The sequence below is a fragment of the Streptomyces sp. NPDC020884 genome, assembly GCF_044333935.1.
Lineage (GTDB): Bacteria > Actinomycetota > Actinomycetes > Streptomycetales > Streptomycetaceae > Streptomyces.
The window spans coordinates 1-17,134 of the sequence record NZ_JBIRRY010000005.1 but is presented as its reverse complement, the minus strand read 5'-3'; the positions used below and the strand labels follow the sequence as shown (position 1 = coordinate 17,134).

Sequence of the window (17,134 nt, the reverse complement as noted above, 5' to 3'; positions counted from 1 at the left end):
CGGTTCGAGGCGGCCGCTCACGCGGCGTCCGCGTCCTTGGAGGGGCCGGCGGAGCCGAAGATCTTCGCGCGGGCCTCGGCGAGCTCGTCGCCGAAGGGCCCGTGCTCGTCCTCATGGCGGCGAAGGTCCTCGCCCAGGAGCTGGTGGCGGATCTGGCGGGCTACGGCCTCCGCCACGTAGCCGGAGACGTTGTTCCGCTTCCTGATGGGTAAGGGAAAGGGCTTCACCAGCTACCTCGAAGTCGCGACTCCGGCCGCCTGGGGGCGGAGAGAGACGTGTACAGACCTCGAGCCGCCGCAGCGCAACGGCCCTCGGCGAGGGGGCAGGCGCCAACCCTGTCGGCTTCAATCTCACCACTGGGCTCGTGCTCACTCGACCCCCGGTAGCCTCTCGACAGCGTTCAGTATCGAGGAGGGGTGGGTCGTGACTGAGCAAGCATTCGGGATCGACAAGATTCAGCTGGTCAAACTGCTGCGGCGGGTGGCCGAGGGCGAGGCGCAGCTACCGGAGTTCCAGCGCGGCTGGGTGTGGCCGGACCACAACATCATCGGTCTGCTCGCCTCGATCTCTCGTGGATACCCGGTCGGCACCCTCATGTTGCTGCAGACCGGTGGTGACGTCCGTTTCAAGTGGCGGCCGGTCGAGGGCGCCACCCCGCCCCCGGGCACCGAACCGGACACCCTGATTCTCGACGGTCAGCAGCGGATGACCTCGCTTTTCCAGTCGCTCATGCTCGGTAAGCCGGTCGAGACGCAGAACCAGCGTAAGCAGCGGGTCACCGGCTGGTTCTACGTCGACATGGTCAAGGCTCTCGACCCTCAGGTGGACCGTGAAGACGCCATCCGCCTGCTGCCGGCGGACCGGGTGGTCCGCAGCTTCCGTGGCGATCTCATCGAGGACTACTCGACTCCGGAGAAGGAATACGCCGCCGGGCTCTTCCCGCTCTCCCAGCTCTTTTCCAACCGTGATTGGAGTTACGGGTACGAGGACTACTGGAAGGACCAGGGGCAGGATGGCCGCAAGTGGTGGCGGGACTTCGAGGAGGCATTTGTCCGGCCCTTCGATCTCTATCAGGTGCCGGTGATCGAACTAGGCAGGCAGACCGAGAGGCAGGCTGTCTGCCAGGTCTTCGAAAAGGTCAACACCGGCGGCGTCACCCTCACAGTCTTCGAGCTGCTCACCGCCACCTATGCCGCCGAAGAGTTCGACTTGCGCGACCACTGGAACAACGTGGTCCGGGCCGCGTGGAAGGAGCCGGAGTACCGCGTCCTGAAAGAGGTTGCCAACACCGACTTTCTGCAGGCCGTCACCCTTATGGCAACGGCTGCCCGGCGCGCCGATGCCGCTACCGCAGGGATAGACGAAGAGCGTCTGCCGCGCATCGGCTGCAAGCGCAAGGACATGCTGGAACTGGGTCTGGAAGATTACCGCCGCTACGCACCACTGGTTGTCCAAGGCTTCAAGGACGCCGCCAAGTTCCTCCGCCAGCAGTACCTCTTCGACACCAAGTTCCTCCCCTACGGCACCCAGCTGATCCCCCTCGCCGCGATCCTCAGCACGCTCGGCGTACAGGCCGAACCGGCCGGTGCGCAGCAGAAGCTGGCCCGTTGGTACTGGTGCGGTGTGTTCGGCGAGTTGTACGGCGGCTCGACGGAGACCAGGTTCAGCCACGACCTCCCCGAAACGGTGGGATGGGTACGCGGCACCGGGGCCGAACCCCGGACCATCCGGGACGCGCGGTTCAGTGAGAGCCGCCTGCTGACATTGCGCACCCGCAACAGCGCCGCCTACAAGGGGATCTACGCACTTCTGATGAAGGAAGGCGCCGTCGACTGGCGGACCGGTGAAAAGACTGAGATCACCGAGTACTTCGCGGAAGCCGTGGACATTCACCACATCTTCCCGCAGGCGTGGTGCGAGCGGGAGAACATCGACCGGGGCACTTACAACTCAATCGTCAACAAGACTCCACTGACCGGACGCACCAACCGCATCATCGGCGGGACAGCGCCCTCTGCCTACCTTCCCAGGCTCGCGAAGAACGCCGAGGTGGACGAGGACACCGTGGCCAACCACATTCGTACCCACCTGGTTGATCCCGCGCTGCTCGTCAAGGATGACTTCGCGGGATTTTTCGAAGCCCGGCAGCAGGCCTTGGTCGAGTCGATCGAGACGGCCACTGGCAAGGCGGTCGTCACTGAAGACGGATATCCCGCGACCGGTGTGGTGGACGAGGGCGACGAAGGCTGAATGTCCGCCGGGTGACGTGGCGGCCCCTTCTTCCCGAGCTGTCGACTACTTGCTGATCGGGCTCCTGCCCGTCAGTCGCAGCCGACACACGGACGGAGCCGGCCACGGGCAAGAGAGCGACGAGACCGGAGTCCGGTAAGCGCGTAGCCGTGCTGCCGGAGTTTCTGCGGAAGGACCTTCACCGGCACATGAGCCGGTAAGCCGAGAAGTGGTCGGACGGCCTGTTGTTCGTGGGGGAGAAGGAGGAAACCGCTCCGGCGCTCCACCTTCGGGCGGAAGCGGCGCAAGGCGCGGGCCCAGGTCGGCCTGCCGCAGAACTTCCGCCCACGCTCAAGGACACGATGGCCCGCTTGGGGCAGTCGACCGAACGGGCCGCGCTGATCTACGAGCACTCCGACACCGACCGGCAGCGCGAGGTGGCCGCCGGCCTCGACCAGCTCGTACGGGCACGGCGTACGGCGGCGGAATCGCAGGCATGGGGCACGGATGCGGCACGCGACACCAAGACAGGTCCAGACAACAAACAAGGCCCGGGTCGATGACCTGGGCCTTAGTCGTGGAGCGGGTGACGAGAATCGAACTCGCGCTCTGAGCTTGGGAATCAGCGGTTCTTGGGCTGCCAGAGGGGGCCTGAACTGGGGTTTTGCAGCGGGCAGGTGGATGGCCCCTTGTCTCTGAGAGCCGTATCTGACTGCTCTTGTCCGCTCTGCTGGGCACGGATGGGGTACGTCGACTGTGGGGCATCAGTCTGAGGTTCTGTGCTGGAGCGGGTGACGGAAAACGGAACGGGAGCCACCTGTGCTGCAGACGCTCCGGTGGCGCAGGCGTCAGGCCCAGAAGGCTTCGGTGACGACGATCTGGGGATCGGCGTGGCGCCGCATGAAGGTGTAGATGAGCCAGCCGCGTCCGCCGGCCAGGTCCACGATGTGGGGGCCGCCGGGGCTTGTAGAGGCCAGAGGTCGGACGGTCATCCAGTGCGGTAGCGAGGCATCGGCATCGATCCCCCGGAAGTAGGGGTCTTCGGCCGTGATCAGTTCCGCACGGGCACTCATGATCAGGTCACTGCCTTCGGCGGGCATGTTCTGGAAGTCGTGCTGCGCCTGCTTCGTCCAGTCCATTTGCCAAGGCGGCCCGAGTGGTTCGTCGATCACTCTCCGGGCTTCCTCTCAGCGGCTTCGTGCCGGAGGCGGCTGTACTCCTCCAGAAGCCGGATGGACTCCTCGGGGACCTCGGACTTGGCCGCGCGGGCTTCGAGGTCGCGAAGGTGCGAGTCGAGGACGGGACTCCGGGCGATGGCGTACTGCGTCCACCACAGGCGCATGAAGGCGGGCACCGGCGTGATGCTGAAGGCGTCGCCGATGACGCGCTTCCAATGCGCCTCAAAGTCCGGGAGAAGGTGCGGAGTGTGTTCCTGAATCGCCAACCGAAGTGCTTGAGGCGTGTATTCGGGCATGGGCGGCAACCGCAGGGGTTCCCCCTCGTACCCATCGAAGTGGAGTGCGTGGGCGGGCATGGTTCGTGCTCCTTGGTGTGGGGGTGGGTCAGGCCGCCTCGTGTCGGTCCTCGTGTGGCTGGCGCTCGCGGACCATCTGCTCGAACCACTCGGCCGGCACCAGGTAGGCGACCGTCTTTCCCTTGCGGGTGATGGCGGCAGCCTCGCCGGCGATCCGGGTCCGGTCCAGGATCTCGCCCATCCCCTTGCGCAGGTCGATGGTTGTGTACGTCTTCGTCTCCATATGCTGAAGCATATAGCAACTATCATAGTTGACATAGGTGTCCGTGGAGTGCGACGGCTGGAAGAAGCCAACGGGCACGTCGGGTGCAGAGCTGGCGCGGGGTGCCTGATCGGGCTTGTGGCAACAAAGAAGCCCCCGGCCGCTGACCTGAGGCTTTCATGTGGAGCGGGTGACGAGAATCGAACTCGCGCTCTGGGCTTGGGAATCACTGCACCTCGAACTCAAGGGTGGTTTGCCTGAGCTGCGTAGACGCGGCGATCTTCATGCTTGAACATCCCTCACAGTGACCGGCACAGATCGCCGGGCATGGGCGTTCCGGCACACGTCTGGCACGGCGGCTCACTGTCTCGACGTGTGGAGGGAGGCCCAAGCGAATGACTTGATCGCCTGACCGATCTTAGGGAAGTAGCCGTTCTTCCACTGTCTTCTCACCAAGTGGGGAGATGTGGACGGCTCCGGTTGGTCGATCATATTCGATGAGCCTTGCCTGATGTAGGCGATCGAGAACTCGTTTGTAATTGCTCATACTTCCTTGTTCTAGATCCTTCGCGAGCTTCTTATCGGATTGTGGCCCGAGCTCAGAATAAAGCAAAAGGAGTGTCCCATTTGCGAGGCTCATCGACGGATCGAGAATCCTAGCAACCTGGCCCACTTTCCAGATCGCCGGAATGGTTCGATCTGTTAGATTCTTTACCGCCTCGGCGGCCGTTGCGATATCAGTGTTATGGAAAATGCGAACCAGTTCCGCCATCACCCATTGCGCCGCATGGAGAACAAACGTTGCATCCATATGGTTGGCGTCTACTTCCCCACCAACGTGCCCCACGCCTCTGCGATTTCTCACGTCATAGAGAGGGATAAGCAGGCGGGGAATCGTTAAACGCGCTGATTCGGGATACGTTTTGGCTGCTTTGGCGAGATCTTCGCAAGCGTCTTTGAAGCGTGCTGGCTTCGTTGCTCGGCTTGGATAGCTGTCTCCAACGAGGTGCCCATTCAGGATGGAGTAAACGATCTCGCAGAACTTTCCTCCGTTCAACTCGGAGGCTTCCCAACGCCCTTCGCGGTAATTGCGCATGATCTTATTGAACTCGTCGACGAGCTCAGCTCTGAGTGAAGGCGGGAGGTTCCCTAGGGCGCTCTGCGCGTCGATGTTCATTTGGATCGCGTGGCTCCTAAGCCTTCTTGGCTGGCATGTCGTGCTCGACCCAGTCGCGACCTCGTTGGGTTGTCTTAATGGCTCTCATATTTGATGTGTCAAGCCAGTGATGCTTGCTGGATGTCACCTGAAGCGAATTTTCGGGATTGCTCGGATTCCTCCAGACGGCCTCCTTGTAGGCCGCCATCACGTGCCCGACGCCAACTTCCTCGAGTTCAAGAATTTGTTCGAAGTAGTAGACCGCCACTAGTCCCTTCATGTCAAGGGTGGTGGGCTGCTTCTCGTCGACAAATTGCTTGAAGGGAATTTTTCCCTCGGGGCGGAATCCGATGTCCTTGACGGCTGTCCAGTCGCGTTTTGGCTTCGCTTTCCTGCGCTTCTTTTCTTGGGTGATGACTTCGGGTGAAGCTGCTACCGTGCCCGTACCCCATTCTGCGTTGAGGGAGGCATCGCCGCTGGCGAATTCATGGGGCACGGCAGGGCTCTGATCGGTGGGTTCGACGGGGGCGTCACCAATCATTGAAATATTCAGCGCGCCCACTAGGGCGTCGAAAGCCTTCCTCTGGACCTCTTTTGAGGTGAAGGCGTTGATCGATTCCGCGATGCGCGGCATGGATTCCAGCAGCTTGTCGAACTCTCGCTCGCCCATCTGCCCCCCAGGGATCGTCCTTATGGCCTCTTGCCGGACTCGGTGCCCCCACCTCTGCCCGGCCCGCCAATGGTGGCCTCAACCGGAACTAACTGCAACCCATTCGGTCCGATTCGATTCTATGTTGTTTCAAATTAAACATCAGTTCGAATTAGGCGAGGTGGGCGCGAAGGTCGGCGGAGCGGCTTTGGAGCGAGTGATCATGGCCCCGTAAGCTGATGGCGAGTCGGGCAGTCAGTGGACGTGCCCGTAAAGCACGACGTTGGGGCCATGATCGTAGAGGCTCGCCCCAAAGAGGCTGCCTAAAGCCGTGGAGCCGACCGCCCCAGCCGCAGCGGGTTTCTTCCCCACCATGGTGCTCGCTCCAGCCGCGCGACCGGCGTAGCCGGGGAGCGCGCGGCGAGCGGAGCGAGTCGCCTCGATGAAGTAGGGAAAGTTCTACCGCGCTGGGAGCAGGTGTCCGGCGCAGCTTGTGTGCCGGACGTGGCCGTCGCCCCCGTTCAACCGGAGCGGTCGACGGCCACATCCGGAGGCCGTCAGGCCGCAGCAGCGGCCTCCCGGCCCCTTCGCGTCCGGCGGTGGAGGATCTCGTCGAAGGTGGCGCGAGCGCCCGTGGGATCGATGTAGTGCATCGCCAGGAGGGCTGCGATAACGGCGCCGACCAGGTCGTTCTGGACCTCGTCCCAGGTGTGGTCGTCGCCGCAGGTGGTGAGGCCCTTCAGGCCGTGGAGGGCGTGCATGGCTTCGCCGGCTTCCTCGGCGACCTTGCCGACCTGGAGGGCTTAGAGCTCCTCGTCGGGGAGGTGGGCGCCGGCTGCTCGGCAGACGGCGGAGAGCTTCTCGATGTTGTCCCACAGGGTGTCCACGTCGGACCTCCGATCGATGGGTTCGGCTATTCCTGTGCGGGTCGTCCGAGCTGGCGTACGGTCCATCCGGCCATGCGCCAGGCGTCGGCGTCGATGAGGTTGCGGAGGTCGACGAGGACCTGGTCCGCGACCAGTGGGGCGAGGGCCTTGGGGTCGGCCTCACGGAAGTGGGGCCATTCGGTGGCCAGGACGATCAGCTCGGCTGCCGCGAGGGAGTCTTCGAGGCTTTCGCAGTAGTCGAGTTCGGGGTGGCGGCGCAGTGCCGTGGGCACGGCGTGCGGGTCGTGGACGGTGACGGTCGCGCCGCGCTGGTGCATGAGCGCGGCGATCGCCAGGGCCGGGGATTCGCGGACGTCGTCGGTACCGGCCTTGAAGGAGGCGCCCCAGACGGTGATGCGTACGCCGTTGACGGGTCGGCCGAGCGTCTGCTCGATGAGCTTCAGCGCGGCGGCGGGTCGGGACTCGTTGACCTCCTCCGCCGCGCGCAGCATGGTCGCTGCCTCGTTGGCGCCCAGGGTGCGGGCGGAGGCGGTGAAGGCGCGGACGTCCTTCGGGAGGCAGCCGCCGCCGTAGCCGGGGCCGGCGTTCAGGCCGCCGCGGCCGATGCGGGGGTCCAGGCCGATGGCCTCGGTGAGCTGCTGGACGTCGGCTCCGGCGGCGGCGCACATGTCGGCGACGCCGTTGATGAAGGAGATCTTCATGCCGAGGTAGGCGTTGGCGGCGCCCTTGATGAGTTCGGCTGTGGCGGGGTCGGTCACGAAGAGCGGGATGCCGTTCGCGAGGAGGGGTGCGTAGACCTGGCGTACCGCGTCCTCGGCGCGGGCCGAGGGGACGCCCACGACGATCCGGTCGGGGCGCAGGGTGTCGTCGATGGCGTGGCCCTCGCGTAGGAACTCGGGGTTCCAGACGACCTCCACGTCCTCACCGGCCGGAGACAGCCGGGCGAGGAGAGCACCGAGGTCGCGGGAGGTGCCGACGGTGACCGTGGACTTCCCGACAATGACGGTCGCGCGGGTCAGGTGCGGGGCCAGGGCGCGGGCGGCGCCGAAGACCTGTCCGGTGTCGTAGCTCCGTCCGTCCGCGTCGATCGGCGTGCCCACGGCGAGGAAGTGGATGTCGGCGAACTCGGCTGCCTCCGCGAGGCTGGTGGTGAACCGCAGGCGTCCAGTGGCGGTGTGGGTGCTGAGGAGTTCGGGCAGGCCGTCCTCGTAGATGGGGCACTCGCCGGCGTTGAGGCGGTCGATCTTCGCCTGGTCCAGGTCCACGCCGATGACCTCGTGGCCGATCTCGGCCATGGCAGCGGCGTGGGGGATGCCCAGGTGACCACAGCCGATGACGGATACGCGCATGGGTCGACGCTCCTTTCCTTATCCCTCGCCCGCCCAGGGGAGTCCGGGCCGGCCGGGTGCGTCACGCTAGCGCCAACGCCCGGCGCGGCCCTCTTCGTGCAGGTGGATCAACCAGCGTGCTGTCTGAGCAGGTTGACGAGGGCGGGCAGGGCCTCGGCGGCGGTCGCCCGGCACACCAGGTCGCCGTCCTGGGGGCCTTCCAGCGGGTACGGCATGAACTGGCCGTCGCGCCAGAAGCCCTCCGGGTCCAGGTAGACGACCTGCATGCCGCGAGCGCGGGCGCGTGCCTGGACCTTGCGGCGGTCGGCGTGCAGGCCGACGACGAGAAGGGCCTTGGCACCGTCGACCCACTCGACATCGGGTACGGCCTGGTCGTACCGGCGCATGAAGCACTCGTCGAGCCCGGCCCGCGCCGCGAGGACGTCGAAGTTGTTGGTGATGACCGGGCCGACGAGATGCCCGGCGTCCTTCAGTTCCTTCAGCGCCCACATGGCCGGGGTCGGTTCGGCCAGGAAGCATGCGCGGAACATCTCCACGAACTCTGCCGTCTTCTCCTCCGGCTCTGTCAGCAGCTCGTGGAGGAGGGTGTCCGCTCTCGGGGAGAGGGTGAAGCGGTGTTCTCGCGGTTCGTGGCCTTGGCGGTCGGTGACCCGGTAGATCTCGTGAAGCCGGTGCAGGGGCGGGATGCCCGCCTCGACCGACGTACCGCAGCCGATCTCCACCTGGAACGGCAGCAGGTCCGCGAGGACGGACAGGTCCGGGACGCGGGTCGGCTTACCTGGGCGGTCCTTGCACCTGATCCCGGTGGAGAGGACGTTCCACGGCAGCTGCCGGACAGGGGGAAGCGGTGCGTAGGACACCGAGGCGATCTGCACGTCCAGGCTCCGGTAGCCGACGGGGAGGGTACGGCCGCCGCCGCGTCCTGGGGGTGGACGTCGTGCTCGGTGATCCGGCACTTCAGATCCCGACGTGTCCATAAGAACCCACCGGGAGCCTCCTTCCAGCCGCCGGTGGTCAGCGAGTCCCACAGGGCGTCGTGGTGCGCGTCGATCTCGGACGCGGGAGCGGTAGCGGAGTGGTAGAGGTACAGGTCGGTCAGGCCGATGGCCGGCGGGGCGGTGGTGGGGACCCGGCCGTACCGGTAGCGGTAGCGGTAGTGGATGATCCGCCGCCGGGCGTCGTCGGCGGCCGTCCAGCCGCTCTGGTCAGCCGTGGCCTTCTCCTGCGTACGGCGCCAGATGCCTTCCTCGATGTAGCGGGGGCGGTCGGCGTCGCCGAAATAGGTCTTCCAGACCTGCTGTTGGTCGGGGGTGAGCTGGTCGATGACGATGTACGGGATGTCCATGATCTCTCCCTGGAGAATCACGCCTGATGTTCCGGGTGCATGGCAGGTTCCGTTGGCCGGGAAGATGGGTTGAACGTCCCGGACAGCGGAGCGGAGTCAGCGGTCGGAGGGCGGGCTCGCGTCCGCTGAGACGGCGGCGGTCTGGTGACCGACGCCGTTGAGGAGCGGGGCGGCCTGCTCACGGAGTGCCCAGGCCGGGCCCACCAGGCCGGCGACCGCCAGAAGCGTGAGCGCGATGCCTCCGCCTTCGGGGTGTACGGAGCGCGGCGCGGCTTTTCGGGCGTGGCGTCGTCGAGCCCCATTCACGGGGTGCCGCCGAGGGTCTGTCCGTGTGCGTCGACGAGGCGGCTGGTCTGCTGGTGCAGCCACTCCAGCTCGACAGAGGTGAGGATGAGCGCGCCATCGAGGGTCGAGCCGTCATCCAGGTGGAACTCGATGGGAACCGATCCCTGCCGGGCCCGCGGGTCGTAGACCGCGTCCCGTCCGGCCGCGAGCGTGGCGTGGGTGGTCCTCACCGGCACGGGACTGAGCGTCGTCCCGTTGGCGGGGGCGGACCACGGGGCCCCGCCCCCGGGCGGACGCAGGTGGTACGTCGTAGCAGAGCCCTCACCAGGGAGAGCGACCACGACACCCACACGGCCATCGCGAGCGCTGTCCGTGGCGAGGTCGCCGAGCCGTGGAACGAACGGTGCTGCCGTACCTAACTCGGCACCCTGCGAGGGGAGATGAGAAGAGCGTTGTCGCGTCATGTCCCGAAGTTAGGGACAGGACGAGCCTCGAATATGAGCCGGAGGAATACGACCCCTATCCGTCCAGGTGAAAGCGGTCGGACATGTGCCGCAGCTTTTCCCTTGTGGCTGCTCGTTCGGCGTAGACGATGCTGCGGAGCGTCGAACGGGCGAGGGGGTGGTTACGTACGAGCTGCGGCGCGATGCGCTCAGCCGTCTCCAGCTCGGTGAGGGCCTTTGCCCGGTTCCCGTCCCACAGCCAGGCTCGTGCGACGTCCATGTGGTGGTGTCCCTGACGGGAGTTCGGCAGTGCCCCGACCAGGCTCGGGCTGGTGCGGCGGTTTATCTCCAGCGCTTTGCCCTGCTTGCCCATTTCCAGGGCCACGCTGATCGCGTGGATCTGCACGTTCCCGGCGGAGAACGTCAGTGAATGCCGGTCGTACACCGGTGCGCCGACGTACGCGTCCATGCGTTCCGCCGCGTCCTTCGCGTGTCCGATCCGGTCCTCCGCTTCCGATGGACGGCTGGCCCGAGCGGCGGAGATGGCCGCCCGAAGCTGAAGCGTGCCCCAAGCCCGCACGGCCAGTGGATGACCATGCTCGTACGGCTGTTGCACCGAGGCGATCGCCTTGTCCGAGAGGGCCAGAGCGTCGGTCCAGTCAGCGGTTGCCCACATGTCCCAGACGCGCATCCAGTCGGCGACGGCAGGCAGCACCGGGTCTCCCGACAGCCTGGCAGACCACGCGGCCCGTTCGCACGCCATGGCCACCAGCTCCGGGTGTCCGAGGGCGTGCGCGGCGGTGTGCGCGAACTTGCAGCACACGGCGTAAATGGCATACGCCTCTTCCCGCTCGTGCCCGTCCGAGTCCTCCGCCAGGGCGCGCGCTTCCCGGAACAGGTCCGGGAGAACTCGGAGGATCGCGACGTTGGAGGCGGTGTCCCGCAGACGGTGCAGCCGGGTCACCTCACGCCATAGCTGTGAGGCCGGTCGTGGAACCCCGTCGAAGACCGGAACGAGGTCGTAGCGGCGCAGCTCACGGAGGATCGAAGAGGCGGCGATCTGCCACTGGCTGTCGTCGGGAGAGCTGCTGTACGGGCGTCCGATCAGGTCGTTCGGATGGACGTGCAGCTCTGCGGCCACCTGGTTGAGCAGGCCGACCCGGTCCAGCTCGATCAGTCCACGCTCCATCTTCGACACCCAGCCCTCCGACTTCCCGAGGGCCGTCGCCAGGTCGGCCTGCGGCATGCCCAGCCGCAGCCTCGCCCTGCGAGCGCGCTTGCCGATCTCCTCGGCTTCCTCCAGCATCAGGACACCTCCCGGCCGCCGGACGATCCGGCGCGACCGCCGGTCTGTCCGTACAGAGTTCGTCTCCTGCACGGTACCCATGACGCGGCTTCAGCGTGAGACGAGCTGCAAGGACCGTCGGGGCCGAGGTCCGTGTACCGCTGTCCCGTCCTGAACGGCGAGTCCGAGACCGGAAGCCACTTCTGTCCGCCATCAGTGCCCAGACGGCCATTAGGCATTGATTCCGAAGCCGCCGGTGCCGAACGACAGCGGATCATGGGGATGAGGAACTTTCCACGTCGCGCACCGCCGGAGGCAGCCAGTGATCACCGTGACCGTCCTCCACCCTGGAACCATGGGCGCGGCGATCACCGCCGAGCTCGTGGCCGGCGGCCATGAGGCGCTGTCGGTGACCAAGGGCCGCAGTGAGAACACCTGGCTCCGAGGGAGAGAGAGGCCGGTGCCACGGCGTACGACTCGCTCGCGGAGGCGCTGTCCAGAAGCGCGGTCGTTCTCTCGGTCTGCCCACCACAGGCGGCGGAGGACGTCGCGGCGGCGGTGGCCGCGCACGGCTTCGCGGGGGTGTACGCCGATGTGAACGCCATCAGCCCTCAACGCGTTCGGCGCATCGCAGACGAGATCCGCCCCGGCTCCGCAGTTGTCGACGGTGCCGTTTTCGGTCAGCCGCCAGGCGAGGGGCGTGTCACACGGCTCTATCTCGCAGGGGCCGACTCTGCCGTCGAGCTGGTGGCGTCGCTGTTCACGGACTCTGCGCTGCACGTGTGCCGGGTCGGGGACACACCCGGTTCCGCTTCCGCGCTGAAGATGGCCTTTGCCAGCTACCAGAAGGCCGCTCGTACCCTCGCCGGCATTGCTCACGCGCTCGCCGACGCCCATGGAGTCGGTGATCAGCTCACGGCCGAAGCCGAGATCATGATCTCCGCGATCCTCTCCGATCCGGAGTACTTGCCGAATGTTGCAGCCCGAGCCTGGCGCTGGGCACCTGAGATGGAAGAGGTCGCCGATACCCTCCGCGCGGCCGACCTGCCCCCGGACATGGCCGAGGCCACTGCTCGGGTACTCGCCTTCTGGGAGCAGGACAAAGGCAGGTACGACTTGCCGGTCGCGCATGTCCTCGCTCAGCTCCGGTCAGGGAGGAGCACCTGGATGGGCCCGGACAACAAACAAGGCCCAAGTCGATGACCTGGGCCTCAGTCGTGGAGCGGGTGACGAGAATCGAACTCGCGCTCTGAGCTTGGGAAGCTCATGTTCTACCATTAAACTACACCCGCGAAGCGTGCCGGTGATCGGCGTTGCATCGTCCGACACTCTACCCCATGTCAGGCCCCCGGCAGCTGAGCCGTGGGGTCTTCGTGTCGTGTGCCCGGTGGTGAAGGGTGGGTGGACGGGGGTGTGATGGGCGGGAGTTGGGGGCGTAGCGTGAGTCGTCGGAGTGCCGCGTGGAGTGGCGTCCCGTTCATCCCCTAATGTGGCTTTCTCGTCCATATGTGGTTGGGGAAGGGACTTGATGGAGTCGATGGAGCGCACCGTCGTCCGCTGTGCCGAAGGGCATGTTTTCGCTACCTCGTCGTTCCCGATGCAGCAGCTCGGGGCCGACAGGATCGGGCCGGGGCGGTTGATCCGGTGTCCTCGGTGTGCCCGGTTGCGGCAGGCCGTGCCGGTGGCGTTCGAGAAGCGGTAGGCGGTAGGAGGAAGCGGCAGGAGTCGGTGGGCAGCCGCGGCAGGAAGACGCGCGGGGAAGCGATCGGCGGTCGGGGCCGGAGGGTGTTCGGCAGGCGCGCGGGTGGTCCGGTTGGGGCGGGCTCGCGCGTTCTGCGTATCCTCGGGACGTGCTTCTCTCAGACAAGGACATCCGGGCCGAGATCGACGCAGGCCGAGTCCGTATTGATCCGTACGACCCTTCGATGGTGCAGCCGTCGAGCATCGACGTGCGGCTGGACCGCTACTTCCGGGTGTTCGAGAACCACCGGTACCCGCACATCGATCCGGCCGTCGAACAGCCCGATCTGACGCGCACCGTCGAGCCGGAGGGCGATGAGGCGTTCATCCTGCACCCCGGGGAGTTCGTGCTGGCGTCCACGTACGAGGTGATCTCGCTGCCCGACGATCTGGCCTCGCGGCTGGAGGGCAAGAGTTCGCTCGGACGGCTCGGTCTGGTGACGCACTCGACGGCCGGGTTCATCGACCCCGGGTTCTCCGGGCACGTGACCCTGGAGCTGTCGAACCTCGCGACCCTGCCGATAAAGCTCTGGCCGGGCATGAAGATCGGGCAGCTGTGCCTGTTCAAGCTGACCTCGTCCTCCGAGTTCCCGTACGGCTCCGAGCGGTACGAGTCGCGGTACCAGGGGCAGCGGGGGCCGACGGCCTCGCGGTCGTTCCAGAACTTCCATCGGACCCAGGTGTGATCGATCATGGCTAGTGACGTGCGGGAAAACCTTACGTACGAAGGCTTCGGGCGGGCCGTGCGCGAGCTGGCGCAGGCCGTCGCCGACGACGGGTACGAGCCCGACGTCGTGCTCAGCATCGCGCGCGGCGGGGTCTTCGTCGCCGGCGGGCTCGCGTATGCCCTGGACTGCAAGAACATCCACCTGGTCAATGTGGAGTTCTACACGGGGGTCGGGACCACCCTGGAGATGCCGGTCATGCTGGCGCCCGTTCCCAACGCGATCGACTTCTCCGAGAAGAAGGTTCTGATCGCCGACGACGTCGCCGACACCGGCAAGACGCTCAAGCTCGTCCACGACTTCTGCGTCGACCATGTCGCCGAGGTGCGCAGCGCCGTCATCTACGAGAAGTCCCACTCCCTCGTGAAGTGCGAGTACGTGTGGAAGAAGACCGATCAGTGGATCAACTTCCCGTGGAGCGTGGAGAAGCCCGTCGTGCGGCGTGACGGGCAGGTTCTGGACGCGTAGCGCGTAGCGCGTACACGGGCGTACGTGACGAGGCCCCGGAGTGCGTCGTGCGCTCCGGGGCCTCTCGCGTTCTCTCTCAGATCGTGCCCAGCTTGATGATCGACAGCAGCGCGATCAGCTGGATCGCCGAGGCTCCCAGCGCCTTCGGCCACGGCAGGTCGTGCGACTTGCTGACCATCGACGTGAACAGCGCTCCGGCCGCCAGCCAGGTCAGCCAGCCCACGATCTGCACCAGGGAGTTCTCGCCGCCCAGGAACACGGCGAAGAGCAGGCGCGGGGCGTCGGTGATCGACATGATCAGCATCGACAGGCCCACCGTCGGCTGCCACGAACCCGTGCCGCCGAGCTGGCGGGCCAGGGTGTGGGTCACCGCGCCGAGGACCAGGCCGCCGAGGACGAAGCCGACGCCGGTGAAGAGGACGTACGGGACGGCCGTCGAGATCGTCGCGTTGATCGCTTCTTCGCGCGCCTGGTCGAAGCCGAACAGCGCCAGCAGGCCGTAGAGGAAGGTGACGACCAGCGCCGGGCCCCAGACCGGGTAGTCCCGCATCTGCCAGAACGTCGGCGCCGGGCGGGTCACGATGCCGGTCAGCAGGTCCTTCCAGCGCAGGCGCGGGCCGGCGGGCTGGGCGGGGGCGGAGCCGGCGTGGTAGGTCTGGCCGTTGCCGTAGGGGTCCTCGTCGACGCGGAACGCCTGCGTGTGACCCGGGTTGTTGGCGTACGGGTCGTGGGGCGCCGGGTTCGTGTACGGGTCGCCGAAGTACTCCGGCTCGCCGTGGCCGCCGTGGCCGTGAGGGGCCTGTCCTTGCCCGCCGTATCCTCCGTGTCCGCTCTGCCCGTGCCCCGCGAAGCCGCCGTCGTTGTACGGGGCGCCCTGCGGGGCTCCGTACGGCGGTGGGGCCGAGCCGTTGCCGGGGCCGCCTCCTGCCGTCGGCCACGGCTGAGCACCGTACGGCGGCTGTGGTGCCTGCCCTCCGTACGGCTGCTGCCGCTGCTGCTGCGGTTGTTGCGGGGTGCGGTTGTCCCGGCCGCGTCCGATCCTGAATCCAGCCACCCGTCGAACGTACCTGGTCCCCGGCGGTGGGGAGTGGGGCCCCGGGGAACCCGTCCGCCATTGCGGCCGAGCTGTGACATCCCCTAAGGGCTACGGGGAGGGGGAGTTCAGGGGAGGAACAGCGCTGTGGAGAAGGTCACCACGGGGTCCTTCGTGTTACCCGCCGGGTAGAGCGCGATCAGATCCTGCCGCTCGCCCCGGTACGTCCGCACCACCGTGTCCGGCTTGCCGTCGCCGTCGTAGTCGCCGTGGTCCAGGAGGGCGGTGCGGGTGCGGGCGGTGGTGGCGAGCGGGGCCTCGGGGAGCTTCTCCGCCGCGAACGCGTAGGCGCCGCCCGGCCGGGCCGGGCCCTTCGCGGAGCCCAGCAGCAGGGTGCCCTTGGCCGCCTGCCCGGGGGCGTGCGGGCGGGTGGCCGCGACGAGGTCGTCGTAGCCGTCCCCGTCGGTGTCGGCCTTGGGCTCGGGGGCGTAGAGGTACGGGCCGCCGTCCGGCAGCAGGTCCGCGCTGCGCGGGGCTCCGGTGCGGGTGAAGGGGCCGTGCAGGAAGGTGACCTGGCCGGCGCTGGCGGTGACCGCCAGGTCGGCCTTGCCGTCGCCGTCGAAGTCGCCGCAGACCGGCTGCTCGGGCCACTCGTTGCCGAACCGGGCCTTCTGCGGGATGCGTACGGTGACCGCCTTGCCCGTCAGGCCCTGCGGGGAGCCGAAGAGGATCTGGAGGGGGACCGGCGGGGCGCCGATGCCGTTGTACGGGGGGTCGGTGGAGACGATCAGGTCCGTGAAGCCGTCCCGGTCCAGGTCGCAGGCCGCCTCGGCGTCGAACGCGGCGGGCAGGGTGTCGCCGGACTTCGCCGCGTTCGCGCGGGCGCTCAGCAGCCGGCGGGCGGCCGGGTCCAGGGGGCGGTCGCGGTCGTCGGAGCCGTAGACGATGCCGATGCCCGGGTCGTCGCCGTGGCTGTCCTCGGGGGCCTTCACCAGGTCGTCGATGACCAGATCACGGTGGCCGTCGCCGTTGAAGTCGTACGGGACGCGGCTGCCGGTGCCGCGGGGGACGGGGATGCGCGCCGTGCCCGCCTGGGCCTGGGTCTGCGCCTTCGGCGGGGTGTCGCCGTTCTTGCCGCCGGAGCCGGAGCCGGAGTCGGAGTCGGACGTGGACGTTGACGTGGACGACGGTCCGTCGGCGGCCGAGGGGCTCCCGCAGCCGGTGAGGGCGAGCAGCAGGGCCGCGCAGCCCGCGGCGAGGGCGGCCGTCGGCCCGGTAGCCGTCGCTCTGGTCGTCACCGCTGCCTTCGGGTGCGTGAGGTGCGTGATGCGTGGGCGCACGGGGCCTCGTTCGTCGCTCGTCGTCGTCCGTTGTTGCTGTTGCTGTGCTGCTGGTGCTGCTGGTGCTGCTGGTTTTGCTGGTGTTCTTGTTGCCGTCCGGGCGTCCGGCGTCGGCGGCGCGTCGTTCTTGGCCCGTTCCCGGGTTCTCCGGGGCACATGATGCTCCAGATGTGTCGTCGCGTACATGTCCGAGTTCACATGCGGCGGTCGTCACGTCCCGGACGGCACGGAACGCGACGCCCCGGGCACGGAAAAGCGGCCGGTCCTGCCCCCGAGGCAGGTCCGGCCGCTCATCGCGTTGATGCGTTAGGTCACTTTGCCGGTTCGGGCTCCGGTGCGTCCACCTGATCCGGTTCGTCCGTCGGATCCGCGGGGGTCTTCACGGACTCCAGGAGGAGTTGGGAGACGTCGACGACCTGGATGGATTCCTTGGCCTGGCCGTCGTTCTTCTTGCCGTTGACGGA

16 protein-coding genes, 1 tRNA gene and 2 pseudogenes are annotated in these 17,134 nt (G+C 67.1%); 5 read left to right on the top strand and 14 right to left on the bottom strand.

Annotated elements, in window-relative coordinates:
* Positions 1-17: 17 nt before the first annotated feature.
* The gene (locus ACH4UK_RS16920; RefSeq protein WP_398357737.1) at positions 18-230 is read right to left on the bottom strand and encodes a hypothetical protein; all 213 of its coding nucleotides are present in this window, start codon (positions 228-230) and stop codon (positions 18-20) included.
* A 193-nt stretch (positions 231-423) separates the two neighbouring features.
* On the opposite strand from ACH4UK_RS16920, the gene ACH4UK_RS16915 reads away from it, so the two are divergent.
* Entirely contained in the window at positions 424-2,250 is a 1,827-nt protein-coding gene (locus ACH4UK_RS16915; RefSeq protein ID WP_398357032.1) for a DUF262 domain-containing protein, read from the top strand.
* A gap of 350 nt (positions 2,251-2,600) precedes the next feature.
* Positions 2,601-2,792, top strand: a complete 192-nt coding sequence (locus ACH4UK_RS16910) for a hypothetical protein (protein WP_398357031.1) — start codon at positions 2,601-2,603, stop codon at positions 2,790-2,792.
* A 285-nt stretch (positions 2,793-3,077) separates the two neighbouring features.
* On the opposite strand, the gene ACH4UK_RS16905 is transcribed toward ACH4UK_RS16910, so the two are convergent.
* The 10 genes and pseudogenes from ACH4UK_RS16905 to ACH4UK_RS16860 all read right to left on the bottom strand — a co-directional run bounded on the left by ACH4UK_RS16905 (position 3,078) and on the right by ACH4UK_RS16860 (position 11,385).
* Entirely contained in the window at positions 3,078-3,401 is a 324-nt protein-coding gene (locus tag ACH4UK_RS16905) for a hypothetical protein (RefSeq protein ID WP_398357029.1), read from the bottom strand.
* Positions 3,398-3,763 (bottom strand): hypothetical protein, encoded by a 366-nt coding sequence (locus ACH4UK_RS16900; protein ID WP_365160214.1) that lies wholly within the window; start codon positions 3,761-3,763, stop codon positions 3,398-3,400. Before ACH4UK_RS16900 ends, ACH4UK_RS16905 begins: the two co-directional genes overlap by 4 nt.
* A gap of 28 nt (positions 3,764-3,791) precedes the next feature.
* Complete coding sequence (locus tag ACH4UK_RS16895) at positions 3,792-3,986, bottom strand: type II toxin-antitoxin system Phd/YefM family antitoxin (RefSeq protein WP_365160211.1); 195 nt, start codon at positions 3,984-3,986, stop codon at positions 3,792-3,794.
* Between the two features lie 397 nt (positions 3,987-4,383).
* The gene (locus ACH4UK_RS16890; RefSeq protein ID WP_398357027.1) at positions 4,384-5,142 is read right to left on the bottom strand and encodes a hypothetical protein; all 759 of its coding nucleotides are present in this window, start codon (positions 5,140-5,142) and stop codon (positions 4,384-4,386) included.
* A 16-nt stretch (positions 5,143-5,158) separates the two neighbouring features.
* Positions 5,159-5,791 (bottom strand): hypothetical protein, encoded by a 633-nt coding sequence (locus ACH4UK_RS16885; RefSeq protein ID WP_398357025.1) that lies wholly within the window; start codon positions 5,789-5,791, stop codon positions 5,159-5,161.
* Positions 5,792-6,327: 536 nt separating this feature from the next.
* Entirely contained in the window at positions 6,328-6,531 is a 204-nt protein-coding gene (locus ACH4UK_RS16880) for a hypothetical protein (RefSeq protein ID WP_398357023.1), read from the bottom strand.
* 152 nt (positions 6,532-6,683) lie between these two features.
* Positions 6,684-8,006: a UDP-glucose dehydrogenase family protein gene (locus ACH4UK_RS16875; RefSeq protein WP_398357021.1), complete on the bottom strand. Its 1,323-nt coding sequence runs from the start codon at positions 8,004-8,006 to the stop codon at positions 6,684-6,686.
* Positions 8,007-8,113: 107 nt separating this feature from the next.
* Positions 8,114-9,351: pseudogene (locus tag ACH4UK_RS16870) on the bottom strand (hypothetical protein).
* 302 nt (positions 9,352-9,653) lie between these two features.
* Positions 9,654-9,872: a hypothetical protein gene (locus ACH4UK_RS16865; RefSeq protein WP_398357020.1), complete on the bottom strand. Its 219-nt coding sequence runs from the start codon at positions 9,870-9,872 to the stop codon at positions 9,654-9,656.
* 283 nt (positions 9,873-10,155) lie between these two features.
* Positions 10,156-11,385, bottom strand: coding sequence for a helix-turn-helix domain-containing protein (locus ACH4UK_RS16860; RefSeq protein WP_398357018.1), 1,230 nt, complete (start codon positions 11,383-11,385; stop codon positions 10,156-10,158).
* Between the two features lie 301 nt (positions 11,386-11,686).
* On the opposite strand from ACH4UK_RS16860, the pseudogene ACH4UK_RS16855 reads away from it, so the two are divergent.
* Positions 11,687-12,567: pseudogene (locus ACH4UK_RS16855) on the top strand (DUF1932 domain-containing protein).
* Between the two features lie 15 nt (positions 12,568-12,582).
* Here the strand turns inward: ACH4UK_RS16855 and ACH4UK_RS16850 are convergent.
* Positions 12,583-12,656, bottom strand: a tRNA-Gly gene (locus tag ACH4UK_RS16850).
* Between the two features lie 558 nt (positions 12,657-13,214).
* On the opposite strand from ACH4UK_RS16850, the gene dcd reads away from it, so the two are divergent.
* Both dcd and ACH4UK_RS16840 read left to right on the top strand, forming a co-directional pair.
* Positions 13,215-13,790, top strand: a complete 576-nt coding sequence (gene dcd / locus ACH4UK_RS16845; protein ID WP_050358434.1) for a dCTP deaminase — start codon at positions 13,215-13,217, stop codon at positions 13,788-13,790.
* Positions 13,791-13,796: 6 nt separating this feature from the next.
* Positions 13,797-14,297, top strand: a complete 501-nt coding sequence (locus ACH4UK_RS16840) for a phosphoribosyltransferase (protein ID WP_109164844.1) — start codon at positions 13,797-13,799, stop codon at positions 14,295-14,297.
* A 76-nt stretch (positions 14,298-14,373) separates the two neighbouring features.
* On the opposite strand, the gene ACH4UK_RS16835 is transcribed toward ACH4UK_RS16840, so the two are convergent.
* Positions 14,374-15,351: a Yip1 family protein gene (locus tag ACH4UK_RS16835; protein ID WP_398357016.1), complete on the bottom strand. Its 978-nt coding sequence runs from the start codon at positions 15,349-15,351 to the stop codon at positions 14,374-14,376.
* Between the two features lie 107 nt (positions 15,352-15,458).
* Positions 15,459-16,670 carry an FG-GAP repeat domain-containing protein gene (locus ACH4UK_RS16830; protein WP_398357014.1) on the bottom strand — a complete coding sequence of 404 codons (1,212 nt, stop codon included), beginning with the start codon at positions 16,668-16,670 and terminating at the stop codon, positions 15,459-15,461.
* Between the last annotated feature and the right edge of the window lie 464 nt (positions 16,671-17,134).

Excerpts from the sequence above, each read along its gene's own strand:
- ACH4UK_RS16900 (WP_365160214.1), bottom strand. The coding sequence starts at position 3,763 with ATGCCCGCCCACGCACTCCACTTCGATGGGTACGAGGGGGAACCCCTG.
- ACH4UK_RS16890 (WP_398357027.1), bottom strand. The coding sequence starts at position 5,142 with ATGAACATCGACGCGCAGAGCGCCCTAGGGAACCTCCCGCCTTCACTC.
- ACH4UK_RS16875 (WP_398357021.1), bottom strand. The coding sequence starts at position 8,006 with ATGCGCGTATCCGTCATCGGCTGTGGTCACCTGGGCATCCCCCACGCC.
- ACH4UK_RS16895 (WP_365160211.1), bottom strand. The coding sequence starts at position 3,986 with ATGGAGACGAAGACGTACACAACCATCGACCTGCGCAAGGGGATGGGC.
- ACH4UK_RS16885 (WP_398357025.1), bottom strand. The coding sequence starts at position 5,791 with ATGGGCGAGCGAGAGTTCGACAAGCTGCTGGAATCCATGCCGCGCATC.
- ACH4UK_RS16880 (WP_398357023.1), bottom strand. The coding sequence starts at position 6,531 with ATGCACGCCCTCCACGGCCTGAAGGGCCTCACCACCTGCGGCGACGAC.
- ACH4UK_RS16840 (WP_109164844.1), top strand. The coding sequence starts at position 13,797 with ATGGCTAGTGACGTGCGGGAAAACCTTACGTACGAAGGCTTCGGGCGG.
- ACH4UK_RS16860 (WP_398357018.1), bottom strand. The coding sequence starts at position 11,385 with ATGCTGGAGGAAGCCGAGGAGATCGGCAAGCGCGCTCGCAGGGCGAGG.